This is a genomic window from Micromonospora echinospora, from assembly GCF_014203425.1.
GTDB lineage: Bacteria > Actinomycetota > Actinomycetes > Mycobacteriales > Micromonosporaceae > Micromonospora > Micromonospora echinospora_A.
The window spans coordinates 550719-566952 of sequence record NZ_JACHJC010000001.1 but is presented as its reverse complement, the minus strand read 5'-3'; the positions used below and the strand labels follow the sequence as shown (position 1 = coordinate 566952).

The window sequence follows — 16234 nt, the reverse complement described above, 5'->3', positions numbered from 1 at the left end:
TCCTTCTTCTTCATCACGGCCGCTCTGTCCTGGACGTTCCAGGCGTGGGCGGGCTGTCGTTGTCTCGTCGGCCGTCGGCCGACCCGGTTCGCGGGTCGGCCGGGGCCCGGCCGGAGCGCTCGTTGGCGATGAGCTCCTCCAGCCAGCGGACTTCGCGCTCACAGGCGTCGAGCCCGTGGCGCTGCAGTTCCAGGGTGTACGCGTCGAGTCGCTCGGCTGCCCGGCCGAGCACGTCACGAAGACCTTCGCGACGTTCCTCGATCTTGCGACGACGACCTTCCAGGATCCGGAGCCGGGTGGCCTGGTCGGTCCGGGCGAAGAACGCGAAGTGCACGCCGAAGCCCGTGTCGTCGTACGTCTCGGGTCCAGCCTGCGCTATCAGCTGGGCGAAGCGTTCCTTGCCCTCCGCGGTAATGGTGTAGACCACCCGACCACGTCGGCTGGTCAGCGCGGGAACCTCCTCGGCGGTCGCGGGTGTCTCAGCGGCTTCGGTGATCCATCCCGCCGCCTGCAACCGGCGCAGGGTCGGGTAGAGCGAGCCGTAGCTGATCGCCGCCCGGATGGCGCCGAGCTTGGCGGTCAGCTCCTTGCGCAGTTCGTAGCCGTGCATCGACGCCTCCTGCAGGAGGCCGAGGATGGCGAGCTCGAGCACGGGCCATCCCCTCTTTCCCCCTGCGCGGAGCACCAACCACCGCGATGTATCGGACCGATACATCGCACGTTAGCGGAGACTGATGTGCGGGGCAAACCCCCGCTTTGGCGACGCGATCATCACTGATCGTGACCATGGTCGCCTGGGTTCGTCGGAGCGCGTACCCTTTGCCGCATGCGTACGCAGCGCCAGGTCGTCGACTACTCGCTCCAGAAGCGGGCGGTGCTGCGTGAACTGCTCGCCGGGCGGATCGGCACGTACGACGTCTGCGACGCCTCGCCGTACCTGAAGAACGCTGCTCGCTTCCACGGCGAGCCGACCGATCACCGCTGCCCGATCTGCCGCAGCGAGAACCTGATCCACGTCCACTACATTTACGGTGACGAACTCAAGCAGTCGGCGGGTCAGGCGCGTACCCGGGCCGAGTTGCCCGTCCTGGCCATGACGCTGCGTGAGTTCCAGGTGTTCGTGGTGGAGGTCTGCCCCGGCTGCGACTGGAACCATCTCGTCGAGCAGTTCCTGCTCGGCCGGGATGGTCTCGCGGGCGAGGCGGAGGGCGCGGAGGATTCCGTCGCGGCCAACGGCTCCACCCCTCGGCGAAGGCGAGAGGCGCAACGGTGAACGTGGCTGTCCCGATCTCTGCCGGCCCATTCCCCGGGCGGCGGGATCGACAGCCTTTAGGCGTAATTAGTCCGAATAGATCGGATTTGACGGGCAGCCGCTGGCACGGCCGGCGGGTAACGTCCCGTGTTCCAGCTCACGGCAACCCGGTGGCGGCGCCCCCGCGCCCCACCGCGACCGGCAGGGTGTGAGGAATGAACTACGGCGATCCCAGTTCTTCGCGTGGGCGGGCCCAGATCCCGGACCCGAACGGCGACCCCGGTTCCGATTGGAGCCGGGGCGGGAACGGTTGGTCCGGCTCCCCGGACGGCGGCGCCTCGGCGCGCGCCTCCGCGACACCGTACGGCTCGGGCGGCCGGGCCTCGGTCGGCGGCGCTGCTCCGGCACCGCGCCCAGCGTCGGGCTCGGCCTCGGTGGGCCGGGCCGGCTCGGGCGGCCGGGCCTCGGTGCCCGTCTCGCCGGCGCCCGGCGCAACCGGGCGCGCGGGCGCCGGGCGGGCATCGGTTCCGGTCTCCCCGGCCGCTCCGGCCGGACGTGCCGCGGTCGGCGCGGCGAGCGTGGGCGGTCGCGCGAGTGTCGGCGCGCGGGCGAGCGTCGGCGCGGCAGCGGTAGGCGGCCGCGCCCGGGTGCCCGGCTCCGCCGGCGGTGGTCCCGGTGGTCCCGGCGGCCCGCTCGGCCCCGGCCGGGGCGGTCGCGGCGAGGACCCGGCGCGCGCGAAGAAGCGCCGCCGGATCAACATGCTGATCGCCGGCTTCGCCGTGTTCATCATGCTCGCCGGCATCGGCGTGGTGAGCTTCACCTGGTACTCCACCAAGGTGGTGCTCCCGGAGGACACGATCCCGCCGCTGTCCACCACGATCTACGACTCGAGCGGCAAGGAACCCATCGCGCGGATCGGTGACCAGAACCGCCAGCTCGTCACGATCGACCAGATTCCGGAGCACGTCCAGCACGCGGTGGCCGCGGCGGAGGACCGGAATTTCTACAAGCACTCCGGTGTGGACTACAAGGGCATCACCCGGGCCGCGTGGAACAACCTCACCGGCGGCGACAAGCAGGGCGCCTCGACCATCACCCAGCAGTACGCACGCAACGCGTTCGACAACCTGAACCAGGACACGTACGGCCGCAAGGTGAAGGAGGCGGTCCTCGCCTCCAAGCTGAACGACAAGTACGACAAGCGCGTGATCATGCAGCACTACCTGAACGTCATCTACTTCGGCCGGGGCGCCTACGGCATCCAGGCGGCGTCGCAGACGTACTTCAAGAAGAACGTCAAGGACCTGAACGTGGCCGAGGCCGCCGTGCTCGCCGCCCTGATCAAGCAGCCGGAGCCGAGCGCCACGCACAAGGGCTACGACCCGGCGATCAACGCGCAGGCCGCTGTCGACCGGTGGAACTACGTGATCAACGGCATGATCACGGAGAAGTGGCTTGATGCGCCGAACACGCCGCAGCACCCCACCGAGTATCCGAAGAACATCCAGAAGCCGTCGAAGAACAGCGGCGGCGGCTTCGGCATCGACACCCCGTACGGCAACGTCGTCAACTACGTCTCCCAGGAACTGCGCGAGATGAAGCTCTGCACCGACAACGAGGCCGAGGTGACGGACAAGAAGCCGCTGTGCGCCAAGGCGCTGAGCCGCGGCGGCTACAAGATCACCACCACCATCAACCGGAAGATGCAGGAGGCGGCGCTCGACGCGGCCCAGCGGGCCAGGAAGGGCTCCGAACTCGCCGGCCAGCGGTCGAACCTGATGGCCGCCGTGGTGGCGATCGACCCGAAGACCGGGCGCGTGCTCGCCTACTACGGCGGGGACAACGGCACCGGCACCGACTACGCCGGGAAGAACGTGGACAACGGCGTCGTCAGCGGCGGCCACTCGCCGGGTTCGAGCTTCAAGATCTACACGCTCGCCGCGGCGCTGAAGGAAGGCATCTCGCTCAAGTCCCGGTGGAAGGGTTCGGCGTTCACGCCGAAGGACACCAAGTTCAAGGTCAGCAACGCCGGCGCGGACAAGGTCTCCTGCGGTGACTCCTGCACGCTCGAACTGTCGACGCTCAAGTCGCTGAACGTGCCGTTCTACTACATCACCGAGAAGATCGGCCCGGAGAAGGTGCTCGACATGGCCAAGCAGGCCGGCGTCACCACCATGTGGCAGACCGACACCAACCCGGCCAAGGCGCACGACCTGACCAAGGCCGACCCGAAGGACCTGGCGCCGGCGCCGTTCTTCCACGTCATCGGGTACGGCCAGTACCCGATCACCGTGCTCGACCACGCCAACGGCGTCGCCACCTTCGCGAACCAGGGCATGTACCACAAGGCGCACTTCATCCGAAAGGTGGAGAAGCAGAACCCGGACACCGGTAAGTGGGACCTGGTCGGCGCGGAGAAGCTCAAGGGGCAGCAGCGGATCGAGAAGGACGTCGTCGCTGACGTCACCTCCGTGCTGAAGCAGTACCCGGGCCAGATCAACAAGCGGCTCGACGACGGCCGTCAGGTGGCCGAGAAGACCGGCACCTGGGAACTCGGCGACAAGACCACCCGCAACGGCGACGCCTGGATGATCGGCTACACGCCACAACTCGCCACCGCCGTCTGGGTCGGCAACGTCAAGGACCGCAAGCCGATCCAGTACAAGGACGGCCGGGACATCAGCGGCGCCCGGATGCCGGGTGACATCTTCAAGCGCTTCATGGACGACGCGCTCAAGGGCAAGGACAAGGAAGAGTTCCCGCCCGCGGCGAACGTCGGCAAGGACGACACCGGCAACGGCGAGGCACCGCCGCCGCCGACCGAGCCCGGCCAGCCGGGCGGCCCGAACTGCGACCCGCTGGGCCTGTTCTGCCCCGGCGGCACGCCCGGTGGCGGCACCCCCGGTGGCGGCAACCAGGGCGGCACCCCCGGCGGGGGCGGGCTCCCCGGTGGCGGCGGACGCCCCGGCGGTGGTGGCGGCGGTGGCGGGCTGCTACCGAGCACACCACCGACACGACAGAACTGACGCGCACGACCCGACGGCGGCGGCCGGACCCGAGCGGTCCGGCCGCCGCCGGCGTTTCGCGTACCGGAATTTCTCCGCGCGCGACGGGACGGCGACCCCCTGTGTACGGCAGGATGCCTCTCCATGAGCACCCAGTCGCCCGCAGGCATCGATGAGCTTGGCGCGTCCGAGGCGGCGCCACGATCAGAGACGGTGGACCATCCGTCCCGCTCGGACTGGTTCGTCCGCGGCGCCTCCGGTCTGATCGGCGGGCCGCTCGGCGACCACGCCGCCGCCCTGGACCGGCCGGCCGACCGCGAGAGCCGGTTCTGGACCGCCGGCCGGATCGTGCTGGCGCTCGTCTGCCTGACGCTGGCCCTGCACTGGGTGCAGAAATCCCCCTGCCAGGACGGCGCCTGGCAGAACAACATCCAGTACACCCGCATGTGCTACACCGACGTGCTGGCGCTCTACTACGCCGAAGGGCTCAACGAGGGCAAGGTGCCCTACGCCGACCACCCGGTGGAGTACCCGGTGCTGACCGGCTACTTCATGGGCGCGCTCGGCCTGCCGGTGCACGCCCTAGGCGTCGACAACCCCGCCATCAACCAGGGACAGTGGTTCTACAACCTCAACGCGCTGGTGCTCGGCGCGCTCGCCGTTGCCACCGTCGCAGTGATCCTCAGCCTGCGCCGCCGACGACCCTGGGACGCCGCGCTGTTCGCGCTCTCCCCGGCCCTGGTGCTCACCGCCACCGTCAACTGGGACCTGCTCGCCATCGGCCTGGCCTCGTTCGGCCTGCTGGCCTGGGCACGCGCCCGCCCCGACCGGTACGCGATGCTGCTGCCCGCGGTGGCGGGCGTGCTAATCGGACTCGGTGGCGCGGCCAAGATGTGGCCGCTGTTCCTCCTCGGCCCGATCCTGGTGCTCACGCTGCGGGCCGGGAAACTGGCGGCCGGGCTCGTCGCCACGGCCACCGCGCTGGTGTCCCTTGTGGCGGTGAACCTGCCGGTGGCGATTCCCTACCGGGAGAACTGGGAACGCTTCTTCGACCTGAACACCACACGACCCATCGACTGGGGCACGCTCTGGTACATCGGCCGCTACCTGGACGGCCGGATCAGCCCGTCCGCACCCGGCGAACTCGGGCCGTTCGAATGGCTCAACGCCAACATCCCCACCCTCAACTGGGTGTCGTACCTGCTCTTCGGGCTGGCCTGCCTCGGCGTGGCCGGACTGGCGTTGCTGGCGCCGCGCCGGCCCCGGCTGGCCCAGCTCGCCTTCCTGGTCGTCGCCGCGTTCCTCATCTTCAGCAAGGTCTGGTCCCAGCAGTTCGTGCTCTGGCTGCTGCCGCTCGCGGTGCTCGCCCGGCCGCGCTGGGGAGCGTTCCTGGCCTGGCAGATCGCCGAGGTCGGCTACTTCGCCGCGTTCTACGGCGAACTGCTCGGCACGGCCATGTCCCGGCCAGTGTTCCCCGAGGGCGTCTTCGTGCTGGCGTCAAGCCTGCGTCTGATCACCGTGGCGGTGCTCTGCGGGTTCATCATCCGGGACATCCTGCGGCCCGAACTCGACGCGGTCCGGCAGACCTACGCCGACGACCCCGACGGCGGGGTGCTCGACGGCGCGCCCGACGCGCCCTGGCACCAGCGCTGGCGGGCGCGCGCCGCCGAACAGCCCGCCGAACCCGTGCCCGTCTGAGCGACGGAGCAGGTCGGCCTAGAGCCGGAACACGACCGCCTCGCCGACCTGCTCCCGGGCCACGCCCAGCGCGTCGACCGGCCGGTCCAGCATCCCCTCCCACGGGGTGCCCTCCAGCTCGTCGCGCAACACGACCACGTTCTTCACGCCGATCCGCCGCAGATAGTCGACGCTCGCGTAGTCGGGGAAGCTGACTGTGGCCTCCCGGATCTGGGCCTGCGACCGTGGTGTGAAGCCGCTGCCGCCGTTGACCATCGGCTGGAACCGGTCGGTGGACCAGAGCATCACCGGCTGATCCAGGTTCTGGCTGCTCGGCAGCACGAGCATCGGCCCGTCCACGGTCCGCAGCGCCGCCGGCTGCCGCGGCACCACCGGCTGCGGCGTGGCGTTCAGCCCTTCCACCAGCACCAGCGCCAGCGGCAGCAGCGTCGCCAACCGCAGCCACGGACCCGGCCACGGCGGCACCCGCTCGGCGGCCAGCTCGCGTACCCGCATGCAGAACGCGGTGACCGCGCCGGCCGCGAGCAGGCCCAGCAGCAGGGTGGTCCAGAGCATCATCCGGCCCGGCGTCCGCAGCCCGCTCCAGCCCGGCAGGTAGTCGAAGAGCGGCACGTAGGTGAACCGGCCGCCGAAGAACCGGGTGCCCATCGCCAGCGCCATCGTCACCAGCACCCCGGCGAGCAGGAAGATCCGGTGGCGGACCCGCCACACCGAGAAGAACAGGCCCCCGGCGGCGAGCGCGTAGAGCACGAAGCCCGGCAGCAACGTCATCTCCGGATGCCAGGGCAGCACGGCCCGGGCGCCCTCGTGCAGACCACCCCAGATGCGGGACTCGGCCGGCGCGGTGAAGAACCCGCTCGCCGGTGGCGAGTAGAGGCCGATGTCGCCGATCGTGCGCTCCGCGTTCGGGTGCAGCTCGGCGACCCGGAAATAGGGCCCCGCGAGCGCCGCGCCGACCGCCGCGAAGACGAGCCCGCCCAGCACGTCGGCCAGGAACAGCCGCCAGCCGAACGGACGCTTCACCCGGCGCCGCCGCACGAACCACAGCACCACCGAGACCAGGCCCGTCCCCGCCAGCATGTACGCGAACGGCAGCCCGATGCCGAAACCGAGGCTGAGCTGCCACGCGGCCACCAGCCACCCGGCGAACGCCCACCCCGCGTGCCGGCGGCGCGGCCGGTAGCCGTACCGCAGTGACCAGCCGTGACCCCGCGCCAGCATCGCCAGCGCCAACGGGATGCCGCCGTTGGAGATGATGTGCAGGTGGCCGGCCTGGGCCAGCAGCCACGGCGCGTAGGCGAAGCTCGCCCCGGCCACCGCGCCGCCGATCCGGCCCGCGCCGAGCTGCCGGGCCAGCGCGTACGCACCGAACGCGGCGAGCGCGTGCGCCAGCACGAACATGATGTTGTAGCGCAGCACGGCCTGCTCCGGCCCGACCCCGATCAGGCCGGCCGGGGCGTACCCGAGCAGCGTGTCGGAGAACGCGAAGCTCCAGTTCTCCGGATAGAACGTGTTCGAGTGCCACAGCTGCGCGGGATTCGTCCGCAGGATGTGCCCGGACCAGGCCATCTGCCACGCCTGCAGGCTCGGGTCCCAGTAGTCGTGAGGCAGCGTGTGCCGCGGATAGCGCAGCGTGGGCCAGGTCATCGCCGCCGCCAGCGCCAGCGCGGCGACGACGGCGAGCGTCCACTCGTGCACCAGGAAACGGCCCACCGCGCGGACGGCCCGGCGGGGGCGACCGAGCACCGGCTCGGGTGCCGGACCGAACGCGGACCACGGGTCGGCCGGTTCGTCGCCGCCCGTACCGTCCTTCTTCGAGGCGTCGGTCTTCTCCGCGGCGTCGTCCTTCTTGGTGGCGTCCGCTCTGTCCCGGGCCCCGGCCTTCGCCACGGTGACGCCGTCCTCCCCGGCGTCGCCGTTGCTCCCGGTCACGTCCCGCGCCTCGTCCTCGTTCCCGGCTTCGGCGCTGGCCCCCGCCTTGTCGGCGGCCCCCGCCTTGCCGGCGGTGCTCGTCTTGCCGGCGGTGCTCGCCGTGCCTGCCGCCTTCGCCCTGCCGGTGCGGCGAGCCTTGCCGGTCCGCTTCGCCGTGCCGGCACTCGTCACCGTGCCTGCGGCGTCGTCCTCACCGGATTTGTCCGCGCCGGAGGCGCGCTCGTCGGGCGAGCCGTTCCCGGGCCCGACCCCGGCCGTGTCGTCCGGCCCGTTCTTCGCGCCGTTCCCGGGCCCGACCTCGGCCGTCTCGTCCGGCGGGTTCTTCGCGCCGGTCCCGTCCGCCCGGGTCTCGGCGCCGGACCGGCGGCCGGTCGTGCCGGACTTCTCGGCGGTCACTCCGCCGCGCCCAACTGCCCGCGCAGGAACGCGATGTCGGCGGCCTGACCCTCGACGCCGCCGGGAGTCTCCACGATCACCGGCGCGCCTGCCGCGCGGATCACCGCCACCAGCAGCTCCGGGTCGATGGTGCCGCCGGTGAGGTTGTCGTGCCGGTCCTGGCCGGAGTTGAAGGCGCCCTTCGAGTTGTTCGCGTGGATCAGGTCGATCCGGCCGGTGATCGCCTTCACCCGGTCGACCAGGCCCAGCAGCTCCTCGCCGCCCGCGTGGGCGTGGCAGGTGTCGAGGCAGAAGCCGACCTCGTGGTCGCCGAGCGCGTCCCAGAGCCGGGCCAGCGAGTCGAGGTGCCGGGCGCAGGCGTTCTCACCGCCGGCGGTGTTCTCGATCAGCACCGGCAGCGGGAACCCGCCGGACTCCGCCGCGTACGCGAAGGTCTTGCGCCAGTTGTCGAAGCCGACGGCGACGTCCTGGCCGGCGTTGACGTGGCCGCCGTGCACGATCAGGCCCTTGGCGCCGACGGCCGCCGCGGCGGTGGCGTGGGCGAGCAGCAGCTTGCGGCTGGGAATGCGGATCCGGTTGTTGAGCGTGGCCACGTTGATCACGTACGGCGCGTGCACGTAGAGGTCGACGTCGGCGGCGCGCAGGCGCTCGGCGTCCTCGCGCGTCTTCGGGGCCTTCCAGCCCTGCGGGTCGGCCAGGAAGAACTGCACCGCCTCGGCCTGCCGGGCGGCTGCCTCGGCCAGCGGGTCGGTCGGATCGACGTGGGCTCCGATTCGCATGCAGGGCAGCCTACGTCGCGCCTGCGACGGTCGCCGCGCTCGCCGGAGGCGCCCGGCGGGTCGGAGGCGTCACCACCCGGCCCGGCGGTCGTTGTCCGAGGTGGGATCGATGGTCGACGCTCCGCCCGCACGTGGTCCACAGCACGTACTGGTGAAGGGGTCGACACCCGGTAACGGGGCGCCCCGGCGTGCGGCCCGGCACGACGGGGCGGGATCCACTCGTCATCCGGCACCGCCGATCGAGAGTCCGGACTAAATCCTCCATTTACCCCAAGTGGTGACGAGAGCCATTGTATGGTCAGCGCAGGTGACAACACGATAAAGCTCCGCGGGGCGTCTTCGATCCAACCTCATCGGTGTGGTCGTTCCTCCCCAGGTCCCACCCAAGGAATGCGGACGGGACGCCCCGCGGCCCCGTGGACAGGGGTCCGCCTGCCGGCTCGCGAGGCCGCAGGTGGGCCCCTGTCACCGCGTCCGGGGCGCGCGGGGCGGCCGGTCCGGCCATGATCGTCCGCACCGGCTATTCTGGTCCGGTTGCCCGTGTCCAGCCGGGTTCCCCCGGAACCGGTCACGGCAACGACGCACGACCTCCTGCCACGGAAGGACCGTGGCCGCTTAGCCCACAGGAGGTGAGCACGTCTTGCGTCATTACGAAGTCATGGTGATCCTCGACCCCAGCCTCGAGGAGCGCACCGTCGCCCCGTCGCTCGACACGTACCTGAACGTGATCCGGACCGCGGGTGGCTCGGTGGAGAAGACCGACGTGTGGGGCCGCCGGCGCCTCGCGTACGAGATCAACAAGAAGGCCGAGGGCATCTACGCCGTCATCGACCTCCAGGCGACGCCGGAGGCCGTTGGCGAGCTGGACCGTCAGCTCCGACTCAACGAGTCGGTGCTGCGCACCAAGGTCATCCGTCCGGAGATGCGCTGAGCATCTAGTCCCGGCACGTCCGGATCAAGCCTCATCCACGCTGTCGTACGGCTCTGAGAGCCTGTATGGCACAAAGATGAGTGCGCGAGGAGATGGTCATGGCAGGAGACACCACCATCACGGTCATCGGCAACCTGACCGATGACCCCGAGTTGCGTTTCACCCCCTCCGGCGCGGCGGTCGCCAAGTTCCGGGTCGCTTCGACGCCCCGCTTCATGGACAAGGCCTCCGGCGAGTGGAAGGACGGCGAGCCGCTGTTCCTCTCGTGCACGGTCTGGCGCCAGGCCGCCGAGAACGTCGCCGAGTCGCTGCAGCGTGGCGCTCGGGTGATCGTGTCCGGCCGGCTGCGTCAGCGGTCGTACGAGACCCGTGAGGGTGAGAAGCGCACCGTCATCGAGCTGGAGGTCGACGAGATCGGCCCGTCCCTGCGCTACGCCACGGCGAAGGTGCAGAAGATGTCCCGCTCCGGTGGCGGTGGCGGCGGCTTCGGTGGTGGTGGCGGCCAGGGTGGCGGCGGAGGCAACTTCGACGACCCCTGGGCCTCTGCTGCCCCCGCCCCCTCCCGCGGTGGTTCGGGCGGCGGAAACTTCGACGAGGAGCCCCCGTTCTGATGGCGCCGAGCGCCCGCGATCGCAAACCAGGAGCAAGAGCAATGGCGAAGGCTGCGGCACTGCGCAAGCCGAAGAAGAAGGTGAACCCGCTCGACAAGGACGGGATCACCTATATCGATTACAAGGACACCGCGCTGCTGCGCAAGTTCATCTCCGACCGCGGCAAGATCCGCGCTCGACGGGTGACCGGCGTGACCTCGCAGCAGCAGCGGCAGATCGCCCGTGCGGTCAAGAACGCCCGCGAGATGGCGCTCCTGCCGTACACGGCCACGGCCCGCTGAGGGGAGGCACGGACATGAAGATCATCCTTACTCAGGAGGTGTCCGGCCTCGGCTCTCCGGGCGACATCGTCGAGGTGAAGGACGGCTTCGGCCGTAACTACCTGCTGCCGCAGGGCTTCGCGATCGCCTGGACCAAGGGCGCGGAGAAGCAGGTCACGGTCATCAAGCGGGCCCGCTCGGCCCGCGAGATCCGCGACCTGGGCCACGCCACCGAGGTCAAGGCCCAGGTCGAGGGCCTGAAGGTCAACCTGAAGGCCCGCGCCGGCGACGGCGGCCGGCTCTTCGGCTCGGTCACCCCGGCCGAGATCGTCGACGCCGTCAAGGCCGCCGGCGGTCCGACGCTGGACCGCCGCCGGCTGGAGATGCCCGGCCACATCAAGGCGCTCGGCTCCTACCCGGTCAGCATCCGGCTGCACCCCGAGGTGACCGCCAAGTTCGACCTGAACGTGGTCAAGGGCTGACACCCGTAGCACGACGCGAAGGGCCCGCACCGGACACCGGTGCGGGCCCTTCCGCATCTGCGTCACCACGACCCCGGCGGCAGCCCCGGTCTCGCCGGAACTCAGCCGAGCGGGTTACCCGTCACCGCGCTGATCACCACCGTGGACAGGCCACCGCCCACCACGGCCGCCGCCAGCGCCACCGTCGCCGACCGCCAGGTCGTCCCGACCTGCCGTAGCAACACCGCCACCACCAGGCTGCTCACCAGCGCCAGGCCGAACCGCGGGGCCGCCGACACCAGCGAATCCAGGGCATGCGTACGCGGCGAGTCGCAACCGCCACCGGTGATGTCGGTGACGCAACCCGCCGGGGGCTGACCGCTCAGGAACAGCAGGCCGACGACGACCAGCACGGCCGGAACCAGGTAGCACGCCACCGTGTAGACGAGCGGCCGCAGCGGTCCACCCGGATCCGGGTCCAGCAGGTCGTCTTCCAGTCGCCGGCCCCACGAGCCGCCACCGATCGTCTCCACCCGCTGCCGCAGCGTCGGCCCGGCCGGCGCCACCGGCCGGCCGCGAGGCACGGCACGCGGACGCGGAGCCGAGTACGCCACCGCCGGCGACCTCGGCGCCGACGTCGGCGTCTCCATCCACCGCGGATCGTCCCCGGCCAGCCGGGTACCGGACCAGAACGCCTCGGCCCGCTCCGGTGACGCCCAGCCCTCCCGCACCGGCGGGGCAGTACGGTCCCACGGGTCGACCCCGTCGCGCACCGGCTCCAGATAGCCGGTGTCGGTGAACCGGTCCCACTCGCCTGTGTGCTCCGTGCGGTCCCACCGGCTCTCCGCCTGCTGCCAGCCGCCACCGGGCGCCGGCCGGTCCCAGGCGTGCACGCCCGACGCGTCCCACGGGTCGACCGCAGGCGGCGGCTCCGGCGGCTGCGGCGGCTCGCGATCGGCCGCCCGACGCCGCTGCCAGGGATCCGCCACCGGCCGGGACCGGTCCGAACCCGACGGGGCCACCGACCGCGGCCAGGTCGACTCCGAAGCCGGCGACGGTGACCGGCCCGATGACGCCGACGACGACCAGCCCGGCTCGGGCGCCGCCGACGCCGGTCGCCGCGATTCCGACGCCGGCCAGTCGGCATCCGACGTCGCCGGCCGGGACCGGTCCGAGCCCGACACCGCCGACCGCGACCAGGCGGAGTCCGACGCCACCGGCGGCGGCCAGGAAGAACCCGACGCCGATCGACGCCGCCGGCCCGCCCGCCCGCTGTCCCGCGCCGCTTCCTCGTCGCCCGGACCCGCCGAATCCGGCAGCCCGGACCAGGTCACCTGCGGACGCCGGGTCGCCGCGCGGCGGGGACGACTACGGGGCGACATTCCCGACACCGGCTCGTCGTCCGAGTCGGCACGCCTGTTTCCCACGTACCCCCGCTCCTGGGGGGCGTCCATCGTCCACTCGGCCGTGTGGTCCGACAACGGACCCGCACCGATCGCCCGCTGCTCACGTCGGCCGCGGCCCGCCTCCGTGCGCCAGACACCGTCGGAGGACGGCGTCTCGACCTCGATCTCGTCGTCGTCGGGCGCCGCGTGCCGCCCGCCACCGTCCGCGCGACTCACCCCGGACTCCAGCGCCCAGCGGGGAAGGTAGGCGTCCACAGGCTCGTCCTGGCCGCGCTCGATCGCCCGCCGCCGACTCGGCGTGCGGTAGCTCTCCGGCGCGTACGAGTCGACCCGGCGCGGCCCGGCGGGCTCATCCCAGGAACCGCTCGGCCGTCGCTCGCGCGGGCTGTCCTCCCCGCTTCCCCAGTCCCGGTGTCTCACGGCCGGAGCGTGACCTCTCTCAACCCGAAAGTAAACCCGCTGTCCCAGGTGTCGCCGTTCGCAGCGATAGTACGGGACGAACGACGACAAAGCTCGGCCGGAAATCTTCCGTCCACAGGGTGGGGACAGGAAAAGGCCAGGTCAGAGGCGATGCGACCGGAATTCCCCATCACTTTTCCACACCCTGTGCACACCCTGCGCACATGCCGGTCCCCAGGCGTCCACAGGTTGTCCCGAGGCTCATCCACCGGCCTTGTTGAGTCGCTGACCTCGGGTTCCGTATCGTGGTCCCCCGACCGCCGGACGATGACCCCCGATCGACCGGAGGGGTCGGCGGAAGTTGTCACACCCCAGCGATACAGCTGGACTCGATCCGACGCAGCAAGGGGGGCACCCGTGTCGGTCACCGACGAGACGCGTGCGGAACGGACCGGGGGACAGCCGTCCGAGCCGCCGCCGCGCGATACGGCGTTCGAGAAGACACCGCCGCAGGACGTGGCCGCCGAGCAGTGCGTACTCGGCGGCATGCTGCTCTCCAAGGACGCCATCGCGGACGTCGTGGAGATCCTGAAGACCAACGACTTCTACCGCCCCGTCCACGCCACCATCTTCGACGCGATCCTCGACATCTACGGACGCGGCGAACCCGCCGACCCGATCACGGTGGCCGCCGCGCTCGCCGACTCCGGCGACCTCGCCCGCATCGGTGGCGCGCCCTACCTGCACACACTCATCGCCAGCGTGCCCACCGCCGCGAACGCCGCCTACTACGCCCGCATCGTCGGCGAACGAGCGGTGCTCCGCCGCCTGGTCGAGGCCGGCACCCGGATCGTGCAGCTCGGCTACGGCACCGGCCAGGGCGGCAGCCGCGACGTGGACGACATCGTCGACCTCGCCCAGCAGGCCGTCTACGAGATCACCGAGAAGCGCGTCAGCGAGGACTTCGCGGTCCTGGCCGACATGCTCCAACCGACGCTCGACGAGATCGAGGCGGTCGGCGCCCAGGGCGGGATGATGACCGGTGTGCCGACCGGCTTCACCGACCTGGACCGGCTGCTCAACGGCCTGCACGCCGGCCAACTTATTATTGTTGCAGGCAGGCCTGGTCTCGGAAAATCAACGGCGTCTATGGATTTTGCCCGAAATGCGGCCATCCGCGCCAATCAGGCGGCGGCGATCTTCTCGCTGGAAATGAGCAAGGTCGAGATCGTCATGCGACTGCTCTCGGCCGAGGCGCGCGTACCGCTGCACGTGCTGCGCAGCGGGCAGCTCTCCGACGACGACTGGACCAAGCTGGCCCGCTGCATGGGCGAGATCAGCGAGGCACCGCTCTTCGTCGACGACACGCCGAGCATGAACCTGATGGAAATCCGGGCGAAGGCGCGGCGGCTCAAGCAGAAGCACGATCTGAAGTTGATCGTGGTCGACTATCTCCAGCTGATGACCTCACCGAAACGCACCGAGAGTCGGCAGCAGGAGGTCGCGGACCTGTCCCGTGGCCTGAAGCTGCTGGCCAAGGAAGTTGAGTGCCCGGTGATCGCGGTGAGTCAGCTGAACCGTGGCCCGGAGCAGCGGACTGACAAGCGTCCCCAGCTTTCCGACCTGCGTGAGTCGGGCTGTCTGACGGCGGATACGAGACTCGTCAGAGCCGATGACAACTCGGAGATCACCCTCGGGGCACTCCTGGCCGGGAATGTCAGGGACATCCCAGTCTGGGCCCTCGACGAAGGTCTCCGCTACACCCCCCGGACGCTCACGCACGCCTTTCCCAGTGGGACACGCGAAGTGTTCCGGATGACACTTTCATCCGGGAAGCAAGTGGAAGCGACCGCCAACCACCCATTCCTCACGTTCGGTGGTTGGCTGCCACTGGAAGAACTCACGGTGGGGACCCGGCTTGCCGCGCCTCGGCACATTCCGCCGCCACTGAACATTCAGCCGTGGGCCGAGCCAGAGGTGGTAATGCTGGCTCACCTCCTCGGAGACGGCTCGTTCGTCCGCCGGCAGCCGATCCGCTACGCCAGTTGTGACGAGGCCAACCTGGCGGCCGTGACGGAGGCCGCGACGCATTTCGGGATCACGGCTGTGCGAGACGACTATCCGGCTGCCCGAGTGACCACGCTCCGGCTACCGGCACCATTCCGGCTCGCCCGCGGGCGGCGGAACCCGATCGCTGAGTGGTTGGACGGCTTGGGGCTGTTCGGGCTGCGGTCCCACGAAAAGTTCGTACCTCAAGCGGTGTTCGGCCTGCCCAAAGCGCAGATCACGCTCTTCCTGCGGCACATCTGGGCGACGGACGGGTCCGTAACCGTCAACAAGTCTGGTCGAGGCGGACGGGTCTACTTTTCCTCGACGTCGCGGCGCATGCTGGAGGACATTTCACGCCTGCTGCTTCGCTACGGAATCTCGGCTCGATTGCGACAGGTTCCGGTCGCTCGACACCGGCCGCAGTACACCCTGGACATCTCTGGTCGCGATGACCAGCTCCGTTTCCTTCGAGAGATCGGTGTGCACGGCGAGCGCGCCAACGGCTGCGCAGCGCTGCTGGTGATTCTCGAATCCGTCGTCAGCAACCCCAACGTGGACACCGTGCCCACGGAGGTGTGGTCACGGGTCCGAGAGGTCCTGGCGGAACGCAAGATGAGCCACCGAAAGTTTGCGGCCGCGGTCGGCACCCAGTTCTCCGGCAGCGTGATGTGGAAGCATGCGCCCAGCCGGTCTCGTCTCGCCAAGGTGGCCGCGGTGCTGGACTCTGCGGATCTTGATCTGCACGCGACGAACGATGTCTTCTGGGACGAGATCGTCTCGATCGAGTCAGTCGGCGAGAAGGACGTTTACGACGCCACGGTGCTCGGCACACACAACTTCATCGCCAACGGCATCGCCGCGCACAACTCGATTGAGCAAGATGCAGACGTTGTCATCCTCTTGCACCGCGACGACTACTACGACAAGGAGTCGCCGCGCGCGGGCGAGGCGGACTTCATCATCGCCAAGCACAGGAATGGGCCGACCGACACGGTGACGGTCGCGGCACAGCTGCACCTGTCGCGCTTCGTGGACATGGCCATCGTCTGAGCGGC

Annotated in this window: 12 protein-coding genes; 8 read left to right on the top strand and 4 right to left on the bottom strand. The window is 70.3% G+C overall.

The features are described 5' to 3' along the window. Window positions 1-13 precede the first annotated feature (13 nt). A complete protein-coding gene (locus FHU28_RS02655) occupies window positions 14-652 on the bottom strand; it encodes a PadR family transcriptional regulator (RefSeq protein WP_184680512.1) in 639 nt (212 codons plus the stop codon). A 174-nt stretch (window positions 653-826) separates the two neighbouring features. Between FHU28_RS02655 and FHU28_RS02650 the strand changes: the two genes are divergently transcribed. The 3 genes from FHU28_RS02650 (at window position 827) to FHU28_RS02640 (ending at window position 5955) form a co-directional block, all read left to right on the top strand. After that, window positions 827-1273 carry a DUF5318 domain-containing protein gene (locus FHU28_RS02650; RefSeq protein WP_043327699.1) on the top strand — a complete coding sequence of 149 codons (447 nt, stop codon included), beginning with the start codon at window positions 827-829 and terminating at the stop codon, window positions 1271-1273. A 194-nt stretch (window positions 1274-1467) separates the two neighbouring features. Further along, window positions 1468-4278, top strand: a complete 2811-nt coding sequence (locus FHU28_RS02645) for a transglycosylase domain-containing protein (protein WP_184680510.1) — start codon at window positions 1468-1470, stop codon at window positions 4276-4278. Between the two features lie 123 nt (window positions 4279-4401). Then, window positions 4402-5955, top strand: coding sequence for a glycosyltransferase family 87 protein (locus FHU28_RS02640; protein WP_184680502.1), 1554 nt, complete (start codon window positions 4402-4404; stop codon window positions 5953-5955). 18 nt (window positions 5956-5973) lie between these two features. Here the strand turns inward: FHU28_RS02640 and FHU28_RS02635 are convergent, their stop codons facing one another. Together FHU28_RS02635 and FHU28_RS02630 are read right to left on the bottom strand one after the other, a co-directional pair. Next, window positions 5974-8283: a hypothetical protein gene (locus FHU28_RS02635; protein ID WP_376700607.1), complete on the bottom strand. Its 2310-nt coding sequence runs from the start codon at window positions 8281-8283 to the stop codon at window positions 5974-5976. Continuing rightward, window positions 8280-9062 carry a deoxyribonuclease IV gene (locus FHU28_RS02630; RefSeq protein WP_184680500.1) on the bottom strand — a complete coding sequence of 261 codons (783 nt, stop codon included), beginning with the start codon at window positions 9060-9062 and terminating at the stop codon, window positions 8280-8282. The genes FHU28_RS02635 and FHU28_RS02630 overlap by 4 nt, the downstream gene beginning before the upstream one ends. Before the next feature lie 640 nt (window positions 9063-9702). Here FHU28_RS02630 and rpsF point away from each other — a divergent pair. The 4 genes from rpsF (at window position 9703) to rplI (ending at window position 11346) form a co-directional block, all read left to right on the top strand. Beyond that, a complete protein-coding gene (gene rpsF / locus FHU28_RS02625) occupies window positions 9703-9993 on the top strand; it encodes a 30S ribosomal protein S6 (RefSeq protein ID WP_013289357.1) in 291 nt (96 codons plus the stop codon). A gap of 80 nt (window positions 9994-10073) precedes the next feature. Beyond that, window positions 10074-10604, top strand: a complete 531-nt coding sequence (locus FHU28_RS02620; protein WP_172967885.1) for a single-stranded DNA-binding protein — start codon at window positions 10074-10076, stop codon at window positions 10602-10604. Window positions 10605-10645: 41 nt separating this feature from the next. Further along, window positions 10646-10885 (top strand): 30S ribosomal protein S18, encoded by a 240-nt coding sequence (rpsR, locus tag FHU28_RS02615; protein WP_007073789.1) that lies wholly within the window; start codon window positions 10646-10648, stop codon window positions 10883-10885. Between the two features lie 14 nt (window positions 10886-10899). After that, on the top strand, window positions 10900-11346 hold the full coding sequence (gene rplI / locus FHU28_RS02610; RefSeq protein ID WP_184680498.1) for a 50S ribosomal protein L9: 447 nt from the start codon (window positions 10900-10902) through the stop codon (window positions 11344-11346). A 101-nt stretch (window positions 11347-11447) separates the two neighbouring features. Here the strand turns inward: rplI and FHU28_RS02605 are convergent, their stop codons facing one another. Further along, the gene (locus FHU28_RS02605; protein ID WP_184680496.1) at window positions 11448-13151 is read right to left on the bottom strand and encodes a hypothetical protein; all 1704 of its coding nucleotides are present in this window, start codon (window positions 13149-13151) and stop codon (window positions 11448-11450) included. Between the two features lie 396 nt (window positions 13152-13547). Here FHU28_RS02605 and FHU28_RS02600 point away from each other — a divergent pair, with 396 nt between their 5' ends. Next, the gene (locus FHU28_RS02600; protein ID WP_184680494.1) at window positions 13548-16229 is read left to right on the top strand and encodes a replicative DNA helicase; all 2682 of its coding nucleotides are present in this window, start codon (window positions 13548-13550) and stop codon (window positions 16227-16229) included. The last annotated feature ends 5 nt before the right edge of the window (window positions 16230-16234 follow it).

Bases quoted from the DNA above. Each gene is read 5' to 3' on its own strand.
- FHU28_RS02650 (WP_043327699.1), top strand. From the start codon at position 827: ATGCGTACGCAGCGCCAGGTCGTCGACTACTCGCTCCAGAAGCGGGCG.
- FHU28_RS02645 (WP_184680510.1), top strand. From the start codon at position 1,468: ATGAACTACGGCGATCCCAGTTCTTCGCGTGGGCGGGCCCAGATCCCG.
- FHU28_RS02630 (WP_184680500.1), bottom strand. From the start codon at position 9,062: ATGCGAATCGGAGCCCACGTCGATCCGACCGACCCGCTGGCCGAGGCA.
- rpsR (WP_007073789.1), top strand. From the start codon at position 10,646: ATGGCGAAGGCTGCGGCACTGCGCAAGCCGAAGAAGAAGGTGAACCCG.
- rplI (WP_184680498.1), top strand. From the start codon at position 10,900: ATGAAGATCATCCTTACTCAGGAGGTGTCCGGCCTCGGCTCTCCGGGC.
- FHU28_RS02640 (WP_184680502.1), top strand. From the start codon at position 4,402: ATGAGCACCCAGTCGCCCGCAGGCATCGATGAGCTTGGCGCGTCCGAG.